Source organism: Paracoccus sp. SM22M-07 (genome assembly GCF_001887735.1).
In the GTDB taxonomy this organism is placed as follows: Bacteria; Pseudomonadota; Alphaproteobacteria; order Rhodobacterales; family Rhodobacteraceae; genus Paracoccus.
The window spans coordinates 141,063-162,419 of sequence record NZ_JPKW01000001.1 but is presented as its reverse complement, the minus strand read 5'-3'; the positions used below and the strand labels follow the sequence as shown (position 1 = coordinate 162,419).

The window sequence follows — 21,357 nt, the reverse complement described above, 5'->3', positions numbered from 1 at the left end:
TCACGAGGGGCCGCCCGCGGGCAGGCAGATCAGCGTCTGAAGCCCCGTGGCCACATGGGTGCGCGCGTCGCCCTGATGGGCATGCACGTCCAGCTGACAGATGGTCAGCGTCCGCCCGGCCTTGATCACGCGCCCCACCGCCAGCAGCCAGTCGCCCCTGGCCGGTGCCAGCAGGTTCAGCTTAAATTCCGTGGTCAGGACAGTGCTGCCTTGGGGAAACTGAGTATATCCGGCAAAGCCGCCCGCCGTATCGGCCAGGGCCGAGGTCGCGCCCGCGTGGAAAAAGCCGTGATGCTGGGTCAGTTCCGGCCGGAAGGGCAGGCGCAGCGTCACCTCTCCGTGGCGGATGCAGGCGATCTCGACGCCAAGATGTCGCATCAGGCCCTGGGCGGCAAAGCTCTCCTCGACCCGGCGGATGATGTCGGAATGCAGCGGTTCATGGTCGGACATGCGGGCGCGCCTTTGTCTGGGAACAGGTGCGCCCAATCTGCACGGCGCCCCCTTGTTGCGATACCCCGTGCAAACCCGCCATGCGCCGGATGACGCAGGGTCGGAATGGCAAAACGGGGCCGATGACGGCCCCGTTCGCGGTCTTTGCGGACAGTCGCGTGGGCCTCAGCCGCGCAGGCGCAGCCCCGCCTGCAGCACCATCGTGCCCAGGACGATCTTGACCATGTCGCCCAGGATGAAGGGGGCGACGCCCACCGCCAGCAGCCGGTCCGAAGGCACGAAGCCCGACAGCCAGATCAGGCCGGGCACATAGATGGCGATCGTGCCCGCGATCAGCGCCAGGGCCTGCATCCCCAGGCCGCGACCGCGTGCCAGTGCGCCGGTCACGACCATGGCCAGCGCCATGCCGATCAGAAAGCCGGTGGTCGGGCCCGCCAGATAGGCCAGCCCCAGGCCGCGTTCGGGCGATCCGGCAAAGACCGGCAGCCCCGCGATGCCCGCCGCCATATAGGCCCCCATCGCCGCCAGGCCAAGGCGCGGGCCAAGCCCCGCCGCGATGACCAGCACCGCCAGCGTCTGAAGGGTCATCGGAACCGGCCAGAAGGGGACCTGCACCTTGGCACCCAGGGCGATCAGCGCCGCCGCCGCCAGGGTCAGGCCGATCTGCATGGCCGGGTTCCGGGTGTCGATAAGCGTCTTGGCGTGCTGCATGGGATATCCTTTTCCTGTCTGTCGAATCGCGATGGGCGGGCCGTCGCGCTTGCGCGCCATACTGAAACCAAGCCTGCCCTGCGGCAAGACCGGCCCTGCCGGCATCGGCGCATTTCATCCCCGACCCCGCCCGCCCGCATGTCATTTTCGTGAATTGTGCGACGATTAGCGTCCGCGGGCGTCTGTTTTCCCCCCGGAAAGGGTGCTAGACCCTGCGCCAAACGCATGCCGCGACAGAGGTTCGAGACATGGCTGACGACTATATCAAGGTGCCCCGCTTCATGGGCGGACCTGCCGGCTGGATCTCGATCCTGTTCCCGGCGGCACTCTTCATCTATTTCGCAGGTCTGCTGCCGCAGATCGCCGAGGCACCGGTCATGCGGGGCATCGACTGGGTGCCGTCGCTGGGCATCCGGCTGTCGGTGATTCTGGACGGCCTCAGCATGACCTTCGCGCTGCTGATCACCGGGATCGGGACGGCGGTGACGCTGTATTCGTCGCGCTATCTGGGCGATCACCCGCATTATCCGCGCTTTGTCAGCTATCTGCTGATCTTCATGGTGGGGATGCTGGGCCTGGTGCTGGCCGACAACCTGATCTCGGTCTTCGTCTTCTGGGAGGTCACGACGATCTCCTCCTACCTGCTGATCGGGTTCAATGCCGACAAGGCGGCGTCGCGGCGTTCGGCGCTGCAGGCGCTGCTGGTCACCGGGGCAGGGGGGCTGATCCTGCTGGCGGGCATCATCGTTCTGGGCAACATCGCCGGCAGCTATGAGCTGTCGGAAATCCTGCCCCAAGGCGACATGATCCGCGCCCACCCCTGGTATCTGGCGATCCTGCTGATGTTCCTGGCGGGGGCCTTCACCAAATCGGCGCAGGTGCCGTTCCAATTCTGGCTGCCCAATGCCATGGCCGCGCCGACGCCGGTTTCGGCCTATCTGCACAGCGCCACCATGGTGAAGGCGGGCGTCTTCCTGATGGCGCGGATGAATCCCGCGCTCGGCGGCACCGATGTCTGGTTCTGGGTGCTGACCATCTTTGGCGGCGTGACGGCGGTCTTCGCCTCGGTCATGGCGCTGCGCCAGACGGACATCAAGCAGGTGCTGGCCTATACCACGCTGATGGCGCTGGGCACGCTGACCATGTTCATCGGCGCGGGCACGCATTACGCGATCTCGGCGGCGATGCTGTTCCTGGTGGTGCACTCGCTCTACAAGGCTGCGCTGTTCCTGATGATCGGCATCGTGGACCATGCGACCGGCACGCGCGATGCGACGGTACTGCGGGGACTGGGCCGCGCGATGCCGTTGACCGCGCTGGCGGCGGCGCTGGCCGCGCTCAGCATGGCGGGCATCCCGCCGCTGATCGGGTTCGTCGGCAAGGAATACATGTACAAGGCCAGCCTGGGCCTGGATCAGGGCATGATCTGGGTGACGGCGATGACCTTCGCCGCCAGCGCGCTGATGTTCGTGGCGGGCGGGATCGTGGCGCTGAAGCCCTTCCGCGGTCAGCTGGCCGACACGCCCCACAAGGCGCATGAAGGCCCGTGGCAGATGCTGGCGGGGCCCCTGGTCCTGGGCGCGCTGTCGCTGACCTTCGGCCTGATGCCGGACCTGCTGGGCCAGTACATCGTCGGCCCCGCGGCCCGCGCCGTCTATGGCCCGCACGAGGATCTGCACCTGCACCTGTGGGGTGGCTTCAACATGGCGCTGTACCTGTCGCTGGCGACCTTCGCGGCGGGCCTGCTGATCTATCTGGTCCATGTGCCGGTCCGCAATGCGCTGACCCGGTTCGAAACCCGCAATCCGATCGATTTCGACGCGGGGTGGGACCGACTGCTGGACGGCTTCAAGGCCTTTGCCGCATGGCAGACCGGCCTGATCCAGACCGGCAGCCTGCAGCGCTATATGTCGGTGATCTTCCTGACCTTCATCGTGCTGGTGGGGGGCACCTATCTGGCCAAGGGCGCCTTCGACGGCAATTTCGCCCTGGCGCAGGCCGAGGCGCATCCAGTCCAGTGGACGGTGCTGGCGCTGATCGCCGTGGGTTCGGTTCTGGTGGTCTGGACGCACAGCCGGATGACGGCCGTTGCCGGGATGGGCGTGGTGGGCATCGGCGTGTCGCTGATCTTCATCATCTTCGCCGCCCCGGACGTCGCCATCACCCAGCTGCTGGTCGAGGTTCTGGTCGTCGTGCTGGTCAGCCTTGTCATGCTGCGCCTGCCTTACCTGCCGCGCCGGTCGTCCAAGACCTTCCGCACCGGCCATGCCGTCATCGCGGGCGGCGTGGGGCTGGTGACCACCTTCCTGATGATCTCGGTCCTGGGCAGCGATTTCGATCCGCGCCTGACCGCCTTCTTCGAGGAAGCGTCCTATCCCGAGGCCCATGGCCGCAACATCGTCAACGTGATCCTGGTCGATTTCCGCGCGCTGGACACCTTCGGCGAAATCACCGTGGTGACGATGGCGGCCATCGCCGCCTATGCGCTGCTGCGCGGCACCCGCAAGGCCGTTCCGCAAGACGAGAGGGAGACCTGAGATGCAGTCGCTGATCCTGACCACGACCACGCGCCTTCTGGTCGCGCTGCTGCTTGTCTTTTCGGTCTATGCGCTGCTGCGCGGCCACAACCTGCCCGGCGGCGGCTTCATCGGCGGGCTGATCGGGGCCACGGCCTTCATCCTCTATGCCCTCGCGGCCTCGGTCGAGGATGCGGCGCGCGCCCTGAAGGTCGATCCCGCGAACGTGGCCATGCTGGGTGTCGGCGTCGCGGGCCTTGCCGGCCTGTCGGCAGGGCTGGCGGGCCAGCCCTTCTTCACCGGCCAGTGGTTCTTCCTTTTCGCCGAGGATGGCGGAAAGGGGATCCCCCTCTCCTCGGTGCTTGTCTTCGACATCGGTGTCTACATGGCCGTCTTTGGCGGCATCCTGACCCTGGTCTTCGCCCTGGAAAGGGAGATCTGATCATGGAACTGCTGCTTGCAATCACCATCGGCATCGTCGTGGCCACATCCATCTATCTGATGCTGGACCGCAACGTGCTGCGCTTTCTGTTCGGGCTGGTCCTGCTGTCGAACGCGGTCAACCTGGTGATCTTTGCCGCCGGTCGCCTGACCGCGGGCGCGCCCCCCCTGATCGCGGACGGCGCCTATGCCCCCGATGGGCCGGTCGCCAACGCGCTGCCGCAGGCGCTGGTCCTGACGGCCATCGTCATCGGCTTTGGCCTTCTGGCCTTCACGCTGGCGCTGGTCTATCGCACCTACAAGACCCTTGGCACCGTCAACAGCGACGAAATGCGCCTGGCCGAGCCCGAGGAAACCCATCAATGAGCTGGCTTCTTGTCTATCCGATCATCATTCCCATGATGACCGCCGTCGCCTCCTATCTGTTCCGCCGTTCGCCTGCCGGACGCTGGATCTCGCTTGCGGGAACGGCGATGCTGCTGCTGGCCAGCGGGCTGTTGATGGCCAACGTGCTGCCCCAGGGCGTGATCTCGGCGCAGATGTCGAACTGGCGGGCGCCCTTCGGGATCACGCTGGTCGCCGATTACCTCAGCGCGGTGATGGTCGTCATCACCGCCATCACCGGCCTCGCCACCGTGGTCTATTCCTTCGCCGAAATCCCCCGGCGGTTGGAGGAACTGGGCTTTCACGCCCTGCTGCAGGTGTTGCTGGTGGGGGTCTGCGGCGCCTTCCTGACGGGCGATCTGTTCAACCTCTATGTCTGGTTCGAGGTGATGCTGATCTCCAGCTTCGGCCTGCTGGTTCTGGGCGGATCGCGCGAACAGCTGGATGGCGGCATCAAGTATGTCACGCTGAACCTGATCTCGACGATCATGTTCCTGACGGGCATCGGCCTCCTTTACGGCATCACCGGCACGCTGAACATGGCCGACCTGCACCTGGCCGTGCGCGAGGTGGAAAACACCGGCCTGCTGACCACCATTGCCGTGATGTTCATGGTGGCCTTCGGGGTCAAGGCGGCGATGTTCCCGCTGTTCTTCTGGCTGCCCGCATCCTATCACACGCCGCCCGTCGCGGTGTCGGCGATCTTTGCGGGCCTGTTGACCAAGGTGGGCGTCTATGCGCTGATCCGCGCCTTCACGCTGATCTTCGATCAGGATGTGGGCTTTACCCACACGATCCTTCTGTGGCTGTCGGTCATCACCATGGTGACGGGCGTCCTTGGCGCGGCCGCCATGAACGATTTCCGGCGCATCCTGTCCTTCCACATCATCAGCCAGATCGGCTACATGATCCTGGGCCTGGCGATCTATACGCCGCTTGGCCTGATGGGGGCGGTCTTCTATCTGGTGCACCACATCATCGTGAAGGCGAACCTGTTCTTCGTGGCCGGTGTCGCCAAGCGCATCGCCGGCTCGACCGAGCTGTCGCGCATCGGCGCGCTTTATGCCCATGCGCCGCTTCTGGCCTTCCTGTTCCTGATCCCCGCATTCTCGCTGGCGGGCTTTCCGCCGCTGTCGGGCTTCTGGGCCAAGTTCATCGTCGTCAAGGCGGCGCTGGACCTGGACATGTGGGTCGTCGGCGGCCTGGGGCTGGCGGTCGGCCTGCTGACGATCTTCTCGATGACCAAGATCTGGGGGGCGGCCTTCTGGCCCGACCATCCCGACGGGATCCAGCCGCGCCTGTCGGACATCCCGGTCGGCCATCGGCTGGCGCTGATGCTGCCCATCGCGGCGCTGGCCGCGATGACCTGCATCATCGGCGTCTTCCCCGAGCCTTTCGTCCAGTTCGCAGAAACCGCCGCCGGTCAGCTTCTTGACCCCAGCGACTATATCGAGACCGTTTTGGGGGTGCAGCCGTGAACCTCTTTGCCATCAACATGTTCCTGGCCTTTGCCTGGGTGGCGCTGACCGGGGGCGTGACCCTGTCGGGTCTGCTGACCGGCTTCGTGATCGGCCTGGCGGCGATGTGGCTGGTCCGGCCGCTGTTCCCGTCGTCGCGCGGTTATTTCAGGCGGCTGTATTACTGGGCGCGGCTGGTCGTGATGTTCATCTATGAACTGGTCGTCAGCTCGTTTTCCGTGGTCAGCGACGTCTTCACCCCCGGCCAGAACAGCAAGCCCGCACTGATCGCCATCCCCCTGAACGTGACCACCGACCTGCAGATCACCATGCTGGCCAATTTCATCTCGCTGACGCCGGGCACGCTGAGCCTCGATGTTTCCGATGATCGCAAGACGCTCTATATTCATGCGATGTTCGGCGACGACCCCGAGGCGATCCGCGCACAGATCCGCGACCATTTCGAGGTCTGGGTCCGCGAGGCAACGGAGTGAGCATCATGAGCCTTCTTGACGACGTCATCCTGCTGGGCTTCGCCCTTGTCATCCTCGGCGTGATCCTGGCCGCGTTCCGGCTGATCAAGGGTCCGACGCTGGCCGACCGGATCGTGGCGCTGGACCTGATGACCATCCAACTGGTCGCCTTTGGCGGTCTTGCCGCCCTGCAGGCGGGCAGCGCGGCGTTTCTGGACGTGGCCGTCGTGCTGGCGCTTGTGGGCTTTCTGGCCACCGTCTGCCTGGCGCGCTATCTGGAGCGGCGCATCACGCTGAAATCCATCGACCTGCAAAAGGCCAAGGAAAAGGAAAAGGCATGATCCTGGAACTGATCATCGCGGCGCTGACCGTGGGGGGCGGCTTCTTCTGTCTTGGCGCGGGTCTGGGCGTCCTGCGGCTGCCCGACCTTTTGAACCGGATGCATGCCTCGACCAAGGCGGGCACGCTGGGGGTGGGGATGATCCTGCTGGCCGTGGGCCTTGCCTTCGACGAGGCGACCGTTTTCGCCCGTGCCATGGCCGCCTTCCTGTTCGTGCTGTTGACGGCCCCGGTCGCGGCGCATCTGATCGGGCGCGCCGCCTTCCGCACTGGCGTTCCCATGGCGCCCGGCACCGCCTGCGAACCGGGCGTCGCCGAAGCCCTGCGTTCCCGCCCCGCCGATGCCGAGGAGTGAAGCCGCCTGACGATCACGCGACGAACGGGCACGCGACGAACGGGGGTTTCCAAATTGTCGGGCCGGGCGTAAATCTGGCCGAAAGGCGGACGAACCGCCGCATCTGAAAGAGCCGTATGAGCCAGGACATCCCCACGATCACCCGCACAGAAGAGCTTGCGCGCTTCTGTGAGGCCGCCAAATCCGCCCCTTATGTCACCGTCGACACCGAGTTCCTGCGCGAGCGGACCTATTGGTCCAAGCTGTGCCTGATCCAGCTGGCCGTCCCGCCCGCAGGCGGCCCCAAGGCCGAGGGCGGCGAAGCCGTGCTGGTCGATCCGCTGGCCGACGGTCTGTCGCTGGAGCCGCTTTACGATCTGTTCCGTCATCAGGATACGGTCAAGGTGTTCCATGCCGCACGTCAGGACCTGGAAATCTTCTTCCACGACGCGCAGATCTTTCCGACGCCCCTGTTCGACACGCAGGTCGCAGCCATGGTCTGCGGGTTTGGCGAACAGGTCGGTTACGAAACGCTGGTGCGCAAGATCGCCCGCGCCAACCTGGACAAGTCGTCGCGCTTCACCGACTGGTCGCTGCGGCCCTTGTCGGATGCGCAGAAGGCCTATGCGCTGGCCGATGTGACCCATCTGCGCGTCATCTATGAATATCTGGCGGCGGAACTGGCCAAGACCGGGCGCGATGCCTGGGTCGCCGAGGAAGTCGCGGTTCTGGAAAACCCCGAGACCTATATCACCCGCCCCGAGGAGGCTTGGCTGAAGGTGCGCACCCGCACCAATTCGCCGCGCTTTCTGGCGATCCTGCGCGAGCTGGCCAAGTTCCGCGAGGCCTATGCCCAGGCCCGCGACATCCCGCGCAGCCGCGTCTACAAGGATGACGCGATGATCGAGGTGGCTTCGACCAAGCCGCAATCCGAAGGCGATCTGGGCAAGTCGCGCCTGCTGCTGCGCGAGGCGCGCAAGGGCGACATCGCCGCCGGCATCATCGCCGCCGTCAAGGCCGGGTTGGAAAGCAAGGATCTGCCTCAGCCCAAGGGCGAGGAACCGGGCAAGCCCGGCAATGCCGCGCTGTCGGACCTGCTGCGGGTGCTGCTGAAGGCCAAGGCCGATGCGGCGGGCGTCGCGCCCAAGCTGATCGCCTCCTCGGCCGATCTGGACGCGATCGCCACCGGCGAACGCGACCTGCCGGCGTTGAAGGGCTGGCGGGCCACCGTCTTTGGCAATGACGCGCTGCGCTTGGCGGCGGGTGAAATCGCGCTCTCGGCCCAGAACGGGGCAGTCAAGGTCGTTCCGGCCTGAAGGCTCAGCCCCGGTCGTCGTCAGGCGTCCGGGGCGTGATCACCCTGAACATGGCGCGGCGTTCCTCGGGGGTGCTGGCGGCTGGCGCCGGGGTCGGGGCAGGGGCGAAACCCTTGCGTTCCTCGGCAAATCCCATGACCGAGGGAGAGGGGGCAAGCGTCGCGCCCCCGTCGATCACCGGCAAAACCTCATCCTCGACCAGATCGAAGCGCCGGGGTGCCACGCCGGTATCGCCCGTGGCGATCAGGCAGCCAAGCGCCCGCGTCACGTCCCCCAGATCGGATCGCAGCGGCAACAGCATCATCTGCGCCCGCAATTCGGGGCGCGCATATTCCGATTTCGCGGCCAGCGTCAGATGCGCGATCTGCGGGGCCTTGAAGACGCTTTCCAGAACATCGGAAAAGCGCCCGCGCGAACTGGTGTTCAGAAAGGCGCAGATCGGCATGCCGCGCACCTCCATGCCCATCAGGTCGATCAGATGACGCCCGGCCAGACGCAGGCGGCCTGCGCCCGGCGCGATGCGTTCCAGGATGAAGGCATAATCCAGCGCCCGCGCGATGCCGCGCGGGTCCACATCCGTGCGGGCGGGAACCGCGCGACCCATGCGCAGGCTGTCCCAATATTGCCGCATCTCGCGCTGGATGCGTTCGGGATTGCATGTTTCGTAATCCTGCAGATGCAGGACGCGGCCCGCATCCAGCGGCCTGACATTGCCCGCAGGCGTGTTCGTCGTGTCGTCGCGATCGGGCACCGATGACCTCTGACCAGTTTGCCGGGCACTGCCTGTGCCGCCCGGTTTGCATCATATGATTACCCGCAAGCGGGCAATTCGCACAGTCCTTTCATGAACGGATGGTTAAGCCGGATTGTTGCATCTGCATCAAATGCCCGCGACATTGCCGGGGACCGATCCGGGGGTTGACCGATGCCCGCGCTTTGGGCCATGCCCTTGCCAAAGCGCCAAGACATGAACGAAGGACCCCGAAGATGATGAACCGCACGGGCCTGATGATCATCCTGTCCTCGCCCTCGGGGGCAGGGAAATCGACGCTGGCGCGGCGGTTGATGGATTGGGACCCGACGCTCAGCTTTTCGGTCTCGGCCACCACGCGCCCCCCGCGCGAAGGCGAGATCGACGGGGTGCATTACTTCTTCACCTCGCGTCAGCAGTTCCGCACCCTGGTCGAAACCGACCAGATGCTGGAACATGCCGAGGTCTTCGGGAATTTCTATGGAAGCCCGCGCAGCCCCGTCGAAAAGGCCATGAATGACGGCCGCGACACGCTGTTCGACGTCGATTGGCAGGGCGGGCAACAGATCCGCGCTTCGGCGCTTGGCGGGCATGTGGTGTCGATCTTCGTCCTGCCGCCTTCGCTTCCGGAACTGGAACGGCGCCTGCGCAGCCGCGGCCAGGACAGCGAGGAAGTCATCGCGGGCCGCATGCTGAAAAGCCGGGACGAGATCAGCCATTGGGCCGAATACGATTACGTGCTGGTCAATGATGATCTGGACCGGACGGAAACGCATCTGCGCGCCATTCTGACCGCCGAACGCCTGCGCCGCGACCGCCAGGCGGGCCTGGGCGGCTTCGTCAAGAACCTGATGGCCGAGGACCTGTGATGAACTGGACGCTGGACGACATCGCGCCGCGCATCGCGGCATCCGCTTGGGCCGCCCCCGATGCGCAGATCATCGGCAACGTTGTGCTGGGGGAGGCGGCCTCGGTCTGGTTCGGGGCCGTGCTGCGCGGCGACAACGAGGAGATCCGCGTCGGTACCGGCAGCAACGTGCAGGACTTGTGCTGCCTGCATACCGATCCCGGCCATCCGCTGGTCATCGGGCGCGACTGCACCATCGGCCATCGCGCCATGCTGCATGGCTGCACCATCGGGGACGGGTCGTTGATCGGCATGGGGGCCACGGTCCTGAACGGCGCCGTCATCGGCGCGGGCGCGCTGATCGGGGCGGGCGCGCTGATCGCCGAGGGCAAAGAGATCCCGGCGGGCGCGCTGGTCATGGGTGCGCCGGGCAAGGTGATCCGGATGCTGGACCCGGATGCCATCGCGGCGCTGCGGGCTTCGGCGGCGCGTTACCGGGCCAATGCGGCGCGGTTCCGCGACGGGCTGCGGGCGGCCGACTGATGTGTGCATGGCGGCGGATGACGGGGTTTCTGGACGGGGTGCCGGTGCCCATGCTGGCCGTCGATCACGGCGCGCGGGTGGTGGCGGTCAACGGCCAGGCGCAGGCGCTGTTCGGCAAGGATCTGGTGAACCGGCCCTTTGTCACGGTGCTGCGCCAGCCGGGCGTCGTGCAGGCGGTGGATTGGGTCCTGAACCCCGACGCCATGCCCGCCCCAGCCCCCGATCCCGCCCTGCCGACGCCGCCCGAGGGCGTGGTGACCCTGCGCGCGCAATTCGGTGCTGACGGGCGTGACATCCTGGCCGAGGTGACGGTCGCGCCCCTGCCGTCGGGGATGGGGCGGGGGGCCACGATCGCCGTCGTCGACCGGTCGGTCGCCGAAGAGGCCGAACAGATGCGTCGCGATTTCGTGGCCAATGTCAGCCATGAACTGAAGACGCCCCTGACCGCGATGATCGGCTTCATCGAGACGCTGCGCGGTCCCGCCCGCGACGATGCCCGCGCCCGCGACCGGTTTCTGGACATCATGGAGCGCGAGGCGGGCCGCATGAACCGGCTGATCAGCGACCTTCTGTCGCTGAGCCGCGTCCAGGCCGAGGAACGCCGCCGCCCCTCCAAGCAGATCGATCTGGCCGGGGTGATCCGGGGTGTCGTGACGATGATGACGCCGCGCGCCGAGACCGCCGGATTGCGGATCGTCACCGAAGGCCTGGAAGGCCCGGTCCGCCTGCCTGGGGATGCCGACCAGCTGACGCAGGTCTTCCAGAACCTGATCGAGAACGCCATCAAATACGGTGCCGGCGGCGCCGAGGTCCGCATCACCATGACGCGCATCGCCCATGAGCCGCTGCTGCGTGGTCCGGGCTGGGCCGTCACCGTCGCCGACCAGGGCGAGGGGATCGAGGAACAGCATCTGCCGCGTCTGACGGAACGTTTCTATCGCGTGGACACGCATCGGGCGCGGGCGCAGGGCGGGACGGGTCTGGGCCTGTCCATCGTCAAGCATATCATCAACCGCCACCGGGGTCGGCTGCGCATCGAAAGCACGCGCGGAGACGGCAGCCGTTTCACCGTGATCCTGCCCGAAGGGCTGGCACGCGGCTGAACGCCCCCCTCGCGCTTTGGCGGGCCATGGCCTATAAGCGCGCCATATCCATCCACGAGGGAACCGTCATGTCGCAAACATCGCAGGTCGATCCGGCCAAGCTGGCCGCCGCCAAGGCCGCCGTGGCCCTGGTCGAGGACGGAATGCGGCTGGGCCTGGGCACCGGATCGACCGCCAGCATCATGGTGCGCGAACTGGCCGCCCGCGTGGAGGCCGAAAACCTGACGTTGCGCTGTGCGGCGACCTCGAAGGCGACGGCCGATCTGGCGACCGAACTGGGCATCGCGATCGAGACGCTGGACCAGATCGGCTGGCTGGACATGACCATCGACGGCGCCGACGAGGTCGACCCCGATCTGCACCTGATCAAGGGCGGCGGGGCGGCGCATCTGCGCGAAAAGATCGTCGCCTATGCCAGCGACCGCATGGTCGTCATCGCCGATCCCGGCAAGGTCGTGGAAACGCTCGGCGCCTTTCCCCTGCCGGTCGAGGTCCTGCAATTCGGCTTCGAGACCACCCGCAAGCTGATCCGCCGCGCGCTGGAGGGGCTGGATCTGGGTGAACACGACATCCTGCAGCGCCTGCAGGGCAGCGACGCCCTGATCACGGATGAAGGCAACTATATTCTGGACCTGCATCTGCAGGTCATCCCCGATGCCCCCGCGCTGGCCCGCGCGCTGGCGGCCATCCCCGGCGTCGTCGAACACGGGCTGTTCCTGGGCACCTGCGACCTGGCCATCATCGGCCGCGCCGACGGCACGGTTGTGGAACTGGCCCGCGATGCCGATATCGACGCCGACATGCTGGCCCACGAAGGAGAATGAACGCGTGACTTTCGACTATGATCTGTTCGTCATCGGTGGCGGCTCGGGCGGTGTGCGCGCGGCGCGGATCGCGGCCGGTGAACATGGCGCAAAGGTCGGCCTGGCCGAGGAAAGCCGCCTGGGCGGCACCTGCGTCATCCGCGGCTGCGTCCCAAAGAAGCTGATGATCTTTGCATCGCAGGCCGGCAACATGCAGGCCGAGATGCAGGGCTATGGCTGGCCCGATGCGAAAACCGGCGATTTCAGCTGGGAGATCTATCGCGAAAAGCAGGATGCCGAACTGACCCGGCTGGAACTGATCTATCGCGCCGGCCTGGAACGTGCGGGCGTCGAGGTCCACGACCAGCGCGCCAAGCTGGCCGATCACCACACGGTCGAACTGGCCGACGGCACGCGCAAGACCGCCAAGCATATCCTGATCGCGACGGGCGGGCGTCCCGCCAAGATCGGCGTGCCCGGCGAGGAACACGCGATGATCTCGGACGATCTGTTCCTGATGGAGGAACTGCCCAAGCGGGTGCTGCTGGTCGGCGGCGGTTTCATCGCCTGCGAATTCGCGACCATCCTGGCGGGCTTGGGCGTCGAGACGGTCCAGGCCTATCGCGGCGATGCGGTCCTGCGCGGCTTCGACCGCGAGGCGCGCGACCTGGCGACGCTGCAGCTGTCGCATCAGGGTATCGATCTGCGGCTGGGGATCACGCCCACGCGGCTGGACAAGGGTGCCGACGGCATCACGGTGTCCTTTGACGATGACAGCACCGACCGCTTTGACGCTGTGATGTTCGCCACCGGTCGCGACCCCTATAGCTGGGGCCTGGGGCTGGAGAACACCGAGGTCAGGACCGGTCCCGACGGTTCGATCCTGGTGGACGAATGGTCGCAGACCAGCGTGCCGTCGGTCTTTGCCGTGGGCGACGTCACGAACCGCGTCAACCTGACGCCGGTGGCCATCCGCGAAGGCCACAGCTTTGCCGACACGGTCTTTGGCAACAAGCCCCGCACCGTCGATCACAGCATCGTTGCCAGCGCCGTCTATCTGCGCCCCCATGAACTGGGCAGCGTCGGCCTGACCGAGGAAGAGGCCGTGCTGCACGGTCCGGTGGATGTCTATTCGACCGTGTTCCGGCCCATGCGGTCGATGTTCGCGGGCAGCGACGCGCGGATGATGATGAAGCTGCTGGTCGATCCCAAAACCGACAAGGTGCTGGGATGTCACATTTTCGGCCCCGAGGCCGGCGAGATGATCCAGCTGGCAGCGATCCCCATCGGCATGGGCGCGACCAAGGCGCAGTTCGACGCCACCATCGCCGTGCACCCCACCGCCGCCGAGGAACTGGTGACGATGCGCCAGCCCTCGCGGCGTCATGACGGCGTGCCGGGCTGACATTCGCGCGGGGCGCGGCCCTCTGCCGCAGTGGCGGGGGGCTGCAAGGGTTGACATTTGCCCTGCGCGCCCCAGTTTTCAACTAGCGGAATTTACAACGAAAGAAGGTCGATCGGATGGCTAATCAGGGCCCCTGGGGCGGAGGCGGCGGAGGAAACGGCGGCGGTGATGACGAGGATCGCGGCAAGCGGCCTTCCAACCGACCATGGGGCGACAAGCAGCCCCCCAACGGGCCGCGTCGTCCCGGTCAGGGCGATCCGCAACGCCCCGAGATCGACGAGCTGATGAAGAAGGGCCAGGAACGCCTGCGCGTCCTGATGGGCGGTCGCGGCACGGGCGGCGGCACCGGCAATGGCGGCGGGCGCGGTCCTTCGGGTCCGAATTTCGGCCTGAACCGCAGCACGCTGGCCGTCGCGGGCCTTGCGGCGGTGGCATTGTGGGCATTTTCCAGCTTCTACCGGGTGCAGACCAACGAGCAGAGCGTCGAGTTCCTGTTCGGCCGCGCTGTCGCCGTCGGCACCGAGGGTCTGAATTTTGCCCCTTGGCCCTTCGTCACCGCCGAGGTCGTGTCCGTGACCAACGAACGCACCACGGAGATCGGCACGGGCCGTGCCGGGCCCATGGACAGTGGGCTGATGCTGACCCGCGACCAGAACATCGTGGACATGGAATACCAGGTCGTCTGGAACATCCGCGACCCCGAGATGTATCTGTTCAACCTGGCAGATCCCGCCGACACGATCCGCGCCGTGGCCGAATCCGCCATGCGCGACATCATCGCCCGCAGCGAACTGGCGCCGATCCTGAACCGTGATCGCGGTTCCATCGCCACCGACCTGCGCGAGGCCGTGCAATCGACGCTGGACGAATACCAGTCGGGCATCAACGTCATCCGCGTCAACCTGGACCGCGCCGACCCCCCCGAGGAGGTCATCGACGCCTTCCGCGAGGTTCAGGCGGCCCAGCAGGAACGCGACCGCCTGGAGAAGGAAGCCGACGCCTATGCCAACCGCGTTCTGGCCCAGGCCCGCGGTGACGCGGCCCAGACCCTGGAACAGGCCGAAGGCTATCGCGCCCAGGCGGTCAACAATGCCGCCGGTGAAGCCGCGCGCTTCAATTCGATCTATGAGGAATATGTGAACGCTCCCGAAGTCACCCGTCGCCGGATGTATCTGGAGACGATGGAAGATGTCCTGGGTGGCGTGAACAAGATCATCATCGGCGAAGGCCTGAACGAAGGGTCCGGACAGGGCGTCGTGCCCTATCTGCCGCTGGATCAGCTGCGACCCAATAACACCGGAGGGACGAACTGATGGCATCCGCGAAGAAAGCTCTCTCGGTTCTGGCCATCCCGGCACTGGTCGTGGTGGCGGTCGTGGCCGCATCGTCGCTGTTCATCGTGGATGAACGCGAAAAGGCGCTGGTCCTGCGTCTGGGCCGGGTGGTCGACGTGCAGGAAACGCCGGGTCTGGGGTTCAAGCTGCCCTTCATCGACAATGTCGTGAAATATGACGGGCGCATCCTGGGCCTGCCGACCAGCCCGCTGGAGGTCACGCCGCTGGACGACCGCCGCCTGGTGGTCGACGCCTTTGCCCGTTGGCGCATCACCGATCCGGTCCGCTTCCGTCAGGCCGTCGGCGCCGCCGGCGTGCAGGCCGCGCAGCAGCGGCTGCAGCCGATCGTGGTCGATGCCATCCGTGGCGTCTTGGGGACCGTGCCCTCGACCACGGTGCTGTCGAATGACCGCACGACGCTGATGAACCAGATCCGCGACGAGGCCCGCAGCAATTCGGGCGGTCTTGGGGTGGAAATCATCGACGTCCGCCTGACCCGGACCGACCTGCCCGAGCAGAACCTGAACGCCACCTATGGCCGGATGCGGGCCGAGCGTCAGCGCGAGGCCGCAGACGAGATCGCCCGCGGCGGCGAAGCCGCACAGCGCGTCCGCGCCGCAGCAGACCGGACGGTGGTCGAGCTGACCTCGGAAGCCAGCCGCCGCGCCGAGATCGTCCGAGGCGAGGCCGATGCGCAGCGCAACGCGATCTATGCCGACGCCTATGGCCGCGATCCGGAATTCTTTGCCTTCACCCGGTCGCTGACCTCGTATCAGCGGGCGCTTGGCGGGGAAAACAGCTCGATGGTGATCCAGCCGGACAGCGAATTCTTCACCTATCTGTCCGATGATGGCGGCGAAAACGCCAACCCGGCCTCGACCCCCGTGCCGCCGGGCAATTCGGCGCAGAACGTCACGGCGCCCCGGCCCGAAGCCGAGGCCGAGGACGAGGATCTGGTCACCCCCGAGGTCACCGATCGCGAGGGAAACCGTCTGGGCGAGGCTGCGGGCGTACGCCTGACCCCCGTTCCCGAAAGCCTGGCGACCCCGCCGCAGCAGCAATCCGAAATCGTGGCCCCCGGGGCGCCGATCCAAGATGCGCCCGCGGACGGGGCCGACGACCAGCCAGAGACGCAGGACGATGCTCCGGCAGTCGAACCAGCGCCTGACGCCACCCCCGAAGAAGCCGCCCCCGAGGAGGCTGATCCGCAGGAAACCACCCCGGCGAATTGATGGAACAGCGGACGGGCGGGGGGAAACCTCCGCCCGTTCCTGCAACATAAATCACGATCAGTTCACGGGCTGCGAGCGTGATTTATTTGCAACTTTCCGTCGAATTGCGTTCAACTTCTGCCGCAGCTTCGCGGTCACGCGCTGCCCTGCTGCTTTCGAAACATGAGGACGTTCAGCATGAAATCGCTATTTCCGCGCCATCTGATGACCGCATCGGCGCTGGCCCTTGCCGTGGGCCTTGGTTACGCAGGCGCGCAGCAGACCGAACCTGCCAATGACGACGTGTCGCCCCAAGTCAGCCAGCAGGCGCAGGATGCGGCCGAAAAGAACCAGCCCCTTGGCATGGATGCCGCCCAGGCCGACACCGCGCAGGTCATGCCGGGCAGCTTTGCCGATCTGACCGAACAGGTGTCGCCGGCGGTGGTGAACATCACGACCACCTCGGTCGTGTCACAGCCGACCCGCGGCGGGCCGGCCTTCCCCGAGGGCAGTCCGTTTTCCGACCTGTTCCGCGAATTCGGGTTCCCGGGCATGCCCGAAGGCCCCGAAGGCGGTCCGATGCAGCGCGCGCCGCAGCGGTCCAACGCCTTGGGGTCCGGGTTCGTGATTTCGGCCGACGGCTATATCGTGACGAACAACCATGTCATCGACGGCGCCGATCAGATCGAGATCGAGTTCTATTCGGGTGAAACCCTGCCCGCCGAGGTGGTGGGCACCGACCCCAACACCGACGTGGCGCTGCTGAAGGTCGAAAGCGACAAGGCCATTCCCTTCGTGGGCTTCGGAAACAGCGACGATGCCCGCGTGGGGGATTGGGTCCTGGCGCTTGGCAACCCCCTGGGGCAGGGCTTCTCGGCCAGTTCGGGGATCGTGTCGGCGCGCAATCGCGAATTGTCGGGCACCTATGACGACTATCTTCAGACCGACGCCGCCATCAACCGCGGCAACTCGGGCGGGCCGCTGTTCAACCTGAACGGCGAGGTGATCGGCGTGAACACCGCCATCCTGTCGCCCAATGGCGGCTCGATCGGGATCGGCTTTTCGATGGCGTCGAATGTCGTGTCGCAGGTCGTCGATCAGCTGCGCGAATTCGGCGAAACCCGCCGCGGCTGGCTGGGCGTCATGATCCAGGACGTCACCCCAGAAATGGCCGAGGCGATGAACCTGGACGCCGAGGGCGGCGCGATGATCACCGACGTGCCCGAAGGCCCCGCCCGTGATGCGGGCCTCGAGACCGGCGATGTCATCGTGGCCTTCGACGGCCAGCCCGTCGAGGATACGCGCGGCCTGGTGCGCCGCGTCGCCGAGGCTCCCTCGGGCGATACCGTGCAGGTCGAGATCGTGCGCGAGGGCGAGAGCCAGATCATCGACGTGACCTTGGGACGCCGGGAAACCGCCCAGGGCGAAGGCGGCGGCGGCACGGCCACCGAAGAACCGACCGAAACCGACCTGCTGGGCATGTCCCTGACGCCTCTGACGCCCGAAATGGCGCAGGAACTGGGCGTGTCGCGCGACACCAGGGGCGTGGCGATCACCGATGTCGATCCCGAAGGCGCTGCCGCCGACAAGGGTCTGGCACCGGGCGATGTCATCACCGACGTGAACCAGCAGAAGGTCACCACCATCAAGGAACTGCAGGACCGCGTCGCCGAGGCGCGCGATGCGGGCCGCAAGTCGGTCCTGATGCTGATCCGCCGCGGGGGCGAGCCGCTGTTCGTGGCGCTGACACTGTCGGAGGACGAAGAACCGGCCGAATGATTGCGGTCCGATGACAAGACAAGGGGGCGGTCCTTCGGGGCTGCCCCTTTTCAAATCAGCGCCGAGCGACTAACTCGGCCGGGGAAACAAGGGAACAAGCGACATGGCGAAGATTACCTATATCGAACATAACGGCACCCGCCACGACGTCGAGGTCCGCCCCGGCATGACCGTGATGGAGGGCGCGCGCGACAATGGCGTTCCGGGCATCGATGCCGATTGCGGCGGCGCCTGCGCCTGTTCGACCTGCCATGTCTATGTCGATCCCACATGGCTGGACAAGCTGCCCCCCCGCGACCCGATGGAGGAGGACATGCTGGATTTCGCCTATCAGCCCGATCCCGCCCGTTCGCGTCTGACCTGCCAGATCAAGGTCACCGAAGATCTGGACGGCTTGGTCGTCCAGCTGCCCGAACGCCAGATCTGATTTCAGCGCCCGGCTGGAACGTGATGCCGCGCCGCCCGGAAACGGGCGCGCGGTTTTTTCATGTCCGAAGGTGGTGCGGGCGGGGCACATGCAGTTGGAAAAATATTCCGCAATGCTCGCATCGCCGGTTGTGCCCGCCGGACCGCGCCGCTAAGGCCAGCCCCGAACGGATGGCGCATGTTTCATGCGCGACAGGAGGGTGATTTGAAGGTTCTGGCACGGTTTTCACAGTTCGTCGGCAATACATTTGCGCTTTGGGTCCTGCTTTTCGCGGTGCTGGGTTTCGTGATGCCCGAAACCTTCCGTCAGCTGACGCCGTGGATCGTGCCGCTCTTGGGGATCATCATGTTCGGGATGGGCCTGACCATTTCGGGCCGCGATTTCGCCGAAGTCTTCCGCCGCCCCGTCGATGTGGGCATCGGGGTCGTGTCGCAATTCCTGATCATGCCGCTGCTGGCGGTGATCCTGACCCGCATCATCCCGATGTCGCCCGAGGTTGCGGCGGGCGTCATTCTGGTCGGCTGCTGCCCCGGTGGGACATCGTCGAACGTGATGACCTATCTGGCCAAGGGCGACACGGCATTGTCGGTCGCCTGCACCAGCGTCACCACGCTGCTGGCGCCCATCGTGACGCCGTTCCTGATGCTGATGCTGGCCAGTGAATACCTGCCGGTGGATGCCTGGGCGATGTTCGTGTCGATCCTGAAACTGGTGCTGCTGCCGCTGGCGCTTGGCTTTCTGGCGCAGAAGCTGGTGCCGGGGCTGGTGCGTGGGGCCATTCCGGCGCTGCCCCTGGTCAGCGTCACGGGGATCGTGCTGATCGTGGCGGCGGTCGTGGGGGCCTCGAAAGGGGCAATCGCGGAATCGGGGCTGATGATCCTGGCGGTCGTCGTGCTGCATAACGGACTGGGCTATGCGATCGGCTTTCTGGCCGCCCGCGCGGCGGGGCTGAGCCTGACGCGCCGCAAGGCCATCGCGATCGAGGTCGGCATGCAGAATTCCGGCTTGGCGGCGGCCTTGGCCACGGCCTATTTCTCGCCCGTGGCCGCGGTTCCGGCGGCGATCTTCAGCGTCTGGCACAATATCTCGGGCGCCATCGTCGCCAGCGTCTTGGCCCGGATGAAATAAGCAGACCCTAGCAGGCGGCGCTGTGTCCCTGTCGGTGGACGGGTTCCTGCGCCGCGATGGCCTGCGCGCCCAAGGCGCAGTCGAAGACGATATCGCTGCCCAGGCCGAAGATCCGCGTCTGGGGGCGATAGGCCTGGGACAGGGTCTGGACCTCGGTCCGGGTGGTCAGTCCCTGCGGTCCCGACCCGATGATCAGGGGCGCGACCGAAACCTGCAGCAGGTCCAGCAGCCCGGCCTCCAGAAAGCCGGTGATGGTCAGGCCGCCGCCTTCGATCAGCAGATGCCCGATCCCCATGCCGCGCAGCCCCTCCAGAATCTGTCGGGGGTCCAGGCGACCGTCATCGGCGCTCAGGGGCAGCACCTCGACCCCGGCAGGGCGGGGGCGGTCGACGGCCTGCACGATGATCCGCCGCGCGCCGCAATTCGTCAGGACCGGCGCATCGTCGGGCAGGCGGCCCCGGGGGTCGATGACGATGCGGGCCGGGTTGCTGCCGTCGCACAGGCGCACCGTCAGGCGGGGATTGTCATGCAGCGCCGTGCGAACGCCGATGACCACCCCGTCCACCAGCGCGCGCAGCCGATGCAGATGCGCCAGCCCGTCGGGACCTGACACGTCGCGCGCATCCCCGCTGGCCGTGGCGATGCGCCCGTCCAGCGACTGTCCCACCTGCGCGACGGTGATGGGCCTCAGATCGCGGCGCGCGATGGGACCGTAAACCTGCAGCGCCGCGCGTTCGGGGGCGGAAAAGCTGCCGCAGCAGGCGCAGGATGCGCCATCGCGGATCGCCAGAAGCCGTTCCCAGACACGGCGTGAAACCTCGATGGCCTCCATGGTCAGTCCTTCCTGTCCTGTGACGGCAATGCCAGCAGATCCTGGTGGCCGATGGTGCAAAGACCGCCCTGGGCGATGCGGTCGCGCGCCCAGTCATCGGCCCGTTCCATGCCCTGTTCGCCCGCGGCCCCTGCGATGCCCTGGACCAGCTGTTCATGCATGCGTGCGTGTTCCGCGCCGATCTTCCATGGGCTGTCGGCAATGGCGGTATCGAAGCCGGCCTCGGCGAAGGCGGACCGGGCAAAGCTGCCCGCATCCGGACCAAGCGCCGGACCCAGGCCCTTGTCGCCGCGCTGGTGGCGGTTGAAGGCCGAACGCGCCTCGGCATCGCCCGGCAGGGTCGGGTCCCATGTCATCACGCCATCATAGGACAGCGCCGCATAAAAGCCGATGCCCCGGTCGGCCAACAGCCGCGCCAGGTCGCGGACCCACGGCGCGGGCATCAGGTCCAGCAGCGCGGACGCCGTGACCAGCGTCACCCCGTCAAGGGGCAGGGCCGACAGCTGGCCCAGATCCAGCACATGGGTCCGGGCATCCCGGACCTGGTCGCGGGCGATCGCCAGAAGGGCCGGGTCATTGTCGACCAGATGCCACTGCGCGCCCGCCGGGATGTGACCGGACATGGCCCGCAGGGTCGATCCCGTGCCGCATCCCAGATCCATGATGACGGGACGCGGCCCCGCCGCCCGCACCGCGCGCTGCATCAGCGCGTCGTCGCGGGCCTGCCGATCGACGGGTTCACGCAGCGACAGCCATTCCGGCGAAAAGCCCAT

Annotated in this window: 22 protein-coding genes and 1 pseudogene; 18 read left to right on the top strand and 5 right to left on the bottom strand. The window is 66.5% G+C overall.

Annotated elements, in window-relative coordinates:
• Together IE00_RS00805 and IE00_RS00800 are read right to left on the bottom strand one after the other, a co-directional pair.
• The gene (locus IE00_RS00805; protein WP_072295161.1) at positions 1-450 is read right to left on the bottom strand and encodes a PaaI family thioesterase; all 450 of its coding nucleotides are present in this window, start codon (positions 448-450) and stop codon (positions 1-3) included.
• 165 nt (positions 451-615) lie between these two features.
• The gene (locus IE00_RS00800) at positions 616-1,161 is read right to left on the bottom strand and encodes a biotin transporter BioY (protein ID WP_072295160.1); all 546 of its coding nucleotides are present in this window, start codon (positions 1,159-1,161) and stop codon (positions 616-618) included.
• Between the two features lie 248 nt (positions 1,162-1,409).
• On the opposite strand from IE00_RS00800, the gene IE00_RS00795 reads away from it, so the two are divergent.
• The 8 genes from IE00_RS00795 (at position 1,410) to rnd (ending at position 8,421) form a co-directional block, all read left to right on the top strand.
• The gene (locus tag IE00_RS00795) at positions 1,410-3,698 is read left to right on the top strand and encodes a putative monovalent cation/H+ antiporter subunit A (RefSeq protein WP_072295159.1); all 2,289 of its coding nucleotides are present in this window, start codon (positions 1,410-1,412) and stop codon (positions 3,696-3,698) included.
• Between the two features lies 1 nt (position 3,699).
• Entirely contained in the window at positions 3,700-4,119 is a 420-nt protein-coding gene (locus IE00_RS00790; RefSeq protein ID WP_072295158.1) for an MnhB domain-containing protein, read from the top strand.
• A gap of 2 nt (positions 4,120-4,121) precedes the next feature.
• A complete protein-coding gene (locus IE00_RS00785; protein WP_072295157.1) occupies positions 4,122-4,484 on the top strand; it encodes a Na+/H+ antiporter subunit C in 363 nt (120 codons plus the stop codon).
• Positions 4,481-5,980 (top strand): Na+/H+ antiporter subunit D, encoded by a 1,500-nt coding sequence (locus IE00_RS00780; RefSeq protein ID WP_072295156.1) that lies wholly within the window; start codon positions 4,481-4,483, stop codon positions 5,978-5,980. The genes IE00_RS00785 and IE00_RS00780 overlap by 4 nt, the downstream gene beginning before the upstream one ends.
• Positions 5,977-6,453 carry a Na+/H+ antiporter subunit E gene (locus IE00_RS00775; RefSeq protein WP_083553948.1) on the top strand — a complete coding sequence of 159 codons (477 nt, stop codon included), beginning with the start codon at positions 5,977-5,979 and terminating at the stop codon, positions 6,451-6,453. Before IE00_RS00780 ends, IE00_RS00775 begins: the two co-directional genes overlap by 4 nt.
• A 5-nt stretch (positions 6,454-6,458) precedes the next feature.
• A complete protein-coding gene (locus IE00_RS00770) occupies positions 6,459-6,773 on the top strand; it encodes a monovalent cation/H+ antiporter complex subunit F (RefSeq protein ID WP_072295155.1) in 315 nt (104 codons plus the stop codon).
• Positions 6,770-7,126, top strand: coding sequence for a monovalent cation/H(+) antiporter subunit G (gene mnhG, locus IE00_RS00765; RefSeq protein WP_072295154.1), 357 nt, complete (start codon positions 6,770-6,772; stop codon positions 7,124-7,126). Before IE00_RS00770 ends, mnhG begins: the two co-directional genes overlap by 4 nt.
• Positions 7,127-7,254: 128 nt before the next feature.
• A complete protein-coding gene (gene rnd, locus IE00_RS00760; RefSeq protein ID WP_072295616.1) occupies positions 7,255-8,421 on the top strand; it encodes a ribonuclease D in 1,167 nt (388 codons plus the stop codon).
• 4 nt (positions 8,422-8,425) lie between these two features.
• Here rnd and IE00_RS00755 read toward each other — a convergent pair whose 3' ends face one another.
• On the bottom strand, positions 8,426-9,172 hold the full coding sequence (locus IE00_RS00755) for a PAS domain-containing protein (RefSeq protein ID WP_072295153.1): 747 nt from the start codon (positions 9,170-9,172) through the stop codon (positions 8,426-8,428).
• 239 nt (positions 9,173-9,411) lie between these two features.
• Between IE00_RS00755 and gmk the strand changes: the two genes are divergently transcribed.
• From gmk to IE00_RS00705, 10 genes and pseudogenes are all read left to right on the top strand, one after another.
• Positions 9,412-10,041: a guanylate kinase gene (gene gmk / locus IE00_RS00750; protein ID WP_072295615.1), complete on the top strand. Its 630-nt coding sequence runs from the start codon at positions 9,412-9,414 to the stop codon at positions 10,039-10,041.
• Positions 10,041-10,562 (top strand): gamma carbonic anhydrase family protein, encoded by a 522-nt coding sequence (locus IE00_RS00745; protein WP_072295152.1) that lies wholly within the window; start codon positions 10,041-10,043, stop codon positions 10,560-10,562. The genes gmk and IE00_RS00745 overlap by 1 nt, the downstream gene beginning before the upstream one ends.
• A gap of 17 nt (positions 10,563-10,579) precedes the next feature.
• Positions 10,580-11,665, top strand: coding sequence for an ATP-binding protein (locus tag IE00_RS00740; RefSeq protein WP_139291270.1), 1,086 nt, complete (start codon positions 10,580-10,582; stop codon positions 11,663-11,665).
• 26 nt (positions 11,666-11,691) lie between these two features.
• Positions 11,692-12,489, top strand: a complete 798-nt coding sequence (gene rpiA / locus IE00_RS00735; protein ID WP_240493757.1) for a ribose-5-phosphate isomerase RpiA — start codon at positions 11,692-11,694, stop codon at positions 12,487-12,489.
• A gap of 4 nt (positions 12,490-12,493) precedes the next feature.
• Complete coding sequence (gene gorA / locus IE00_RS00730; RefSeq protein ID WP_072295150.1) at positions 12,494-13,873, top strand: glutathione-disulfide reductase; 1,380 nt, start codon at positions 12,494-12,496, stop codon at positions 13,871-13,873.
• A 116-nt stretch (positions 13,874-13,989) separates the two neighbouring features.
• The gene (gene hflK, locus IE00_RS00725) at positions 13,990-15,186 is read left to right on the top strand and encodes an FtsH protease activity modulator HflK (protein ID WP_072295149.1); all 1,197 of its coding nucleotides are present in this window, start codon (positions 13,990-13,992) and stop codon (positions 15,184-15,186) included.
• A pseudogene (hflC, locus tag IE00_RS00720) lies at positions 15,186-16,059 on the top strand (protease modulator HflC); the annotation flags it as partial. The gene hflK and the pseudogene hflC, both read left to right, overlap by 1 nt.
• Before the next feature lie 722 nt (positions 16,060-16,781).
• Positions 16,782-18,197 carry a DegQ family serine endoprotease gene (locus IE00_RS00715; protein WP_240493776.1) on the top strand — a complete coding sequence of 472 codons (1,416 nt, stop codon included), beginning with the start codon at positions 16,782-16,784 and terminating at the stop codon, positions 18,195-18,197.
• A gap of 103 nt (positions 18,198-18,300) precedes the next feature.
• On the top strand, positions 18,301-18,624 hold the full coding sequence (locus IE00_RS00710) for a 2Fe-2S iron-sulfur cluster-binding protein (RefSeq protein ID WP_072295147.1): 324 nt from the start codon (positions 18,301-18,303) through the stop codon (positions 18,622-18,624).
• Positions 18,625-18,801: 177 nt separating this feature from the next.
• Positions 18,802-19,752: a bile acid:sodium symporter family protein gene (locus IE00_RS00705; protein ID WP_205949637.1), complete on the top strand. Its 951-nt coding sequence runs from the start codon at positions 18,802-18,804 to the stop codon at positions 19,750-19,752.
• 7 nt (positions 19,753-19,759) lie between these two features.
• Here IE00_RS00705 and IE00_RS00700 read toward each other — a convergent pair whose 3' ends face one another.
• Both IE00_RS00700 and IE00_RS00695 read right to left on the bottom strand, forming a co-directional pair.
• A complete protein-coding gene (locus IE00_RS00700; RefSeq protein WP_072295146.1) occupies positions 19,760-20,584 on the bottom strand; it encodes a RibD family protein in 825 nt (274 codons plus the stop codon).
• A gap of 2 nt (positions 20,585-20,586) precedes the next feature.
• Positions 20,587-21,357: a trans-aconitate 2-methyltransferase gene (locus IE00_RS00695; RefSeq protein WP_072295145.1), complete on the bottom strand. Its 771-nt coding sequence runs from the start codon at positions 21,355-21,357 to the stop codon at positions 20,587-20,589.

What these genes read in the sequence shown, in the direction of transcription:
- IE00_RS00805 (WP_072295161.1), bottom strand. Translation starts at nt 450, where the DNA reads ATGTCCGACCATGAACCGCTGCATTCCGACATCATCCGCCGGGTCGAG.
- IE00_RS00800 (WP_072295160.1), bottom strand. Translation starts at nt 1,161, where the DNA reads ATGCAGCACGCCAAGACGCTTATCGACACCCGGAACCCGGCCATGCAG.
- IE00_RS00795 (WP_072295159.1), top strand. Translation starts at nt 1,410, where the DNA reads ATGGCTGACGACTATATCAAGGTGCCCCGCTTCATGGGCGGACCTGCC.
- IE00_RS00790 (WP_072295158.1), top strand. Translation starts at nt 3,700, where the DNA reads ATGCAGTCGCTGATCCTGACCACGACCACGCGCCTTCTGGTCGCGCTG.
- IE00_RS00785 (WP_072295157.1), top strand. Translation starts at nt 4,122, where the DNA reads ATGGAACTGCTGCTTGCAATCACCATCGGCATCGTCGTGGCCACATCC.
- IE00_RS00780 (WP_072295156.1), top strand. Translation starts at nt 4,481, where the DNA reads ATGAGCTGGCTTCTTGTCTATCCGATCATCATTCCCATGATGACCGCC.
- IE00_RS00770 (WP_072295155.1), top strand. Translation starts at nt 6,459, where the DNA reads ATGAGCCTTCTTGACGACGTCATCCTGCTGGGCTTCGCCCTTGTCATC.
- mnhG (WP_072295154.1), top strand. Translation starts at nt 6,770, where the DNA reads ATGATCCTGGAACTGATCATCGCGGCGCTGACCGTGGGGGGCGGCTTC.
- gmk (WP_072295615.1), top strand. Translation starts at nt 9,412, where the DNA reads ATGAACCGCACGGGCCTGATGATCATCCTGTCCTCGCCCTCGGGGGCA.
- IE00_RS00745 (WP_072295152.1), top strand. Translation starts at nt 10,041, where the DNA reads ATGAACTGGACGCTGGACGACATCGCGCCGCGCATCGCGGCATCCGCT.
- IE00_RS00740 (WP_139291270.1), top strand. Translation starts at nt 10,580, where the DNA reads ATGACGGGGTTTCTGGACGGGGTGCCGGTGCCCATGCTGGCCGTCGAT.
- rpiA (WP_240493757.1), top strand. Translation starts at nt 11,692, where the DNA reads ATGGCCTATAAGCGCGCCATATCCATCCACGAGGGAACCGTCATGTCG.
- hflK (WP_072295149.1), top strand. Translation starts at nt 13,990, where the DNA reads ATGGCTAATCAGGGCCCCTGGGGCGGAGGCGGCGGAGGAAACGGCGGC.
- IE00_RS00715 (WP_240493776.1), top strand. Translation starts at nt 16,782, where the DNA reads ATGGATGCCGCCCAGGCCGACACCGCGCAGGTCATGCCGGGCAGCTTT.
- IE00_RS00710 (WP_072295147.1), top strand. Translation starts at nt 18,301, where the DNA reads ATGGCGAAGATTACCTATATCGAACATAACGGCACCCGCCACGACGTC.
- IE00_RS00705 (WP_205949637.1), top strand. Translation starts at nt 18,802, where the DNA reads ATGTTTCATGCGCGACAGGAGGGTGATTTGAAGGTTCTGGCACGGTTT.
- IE00_RS00700 (WP_072295146.1), bottom strand. Translation starts at nt 20,584, where the DNA reads ATGGAGGCCATCGAGGTTTCACGCCGTGTCTGGGAACGGCTTCTGGCG.
- IE00_RS00695 (WP_072295145.1), bottom strand. Translation starts at nt 21,357, where the DNA reads ATGGGCTTTTCGCCGGAATGGCTGTCGCTGCGTGAACCCGTCGATCGG.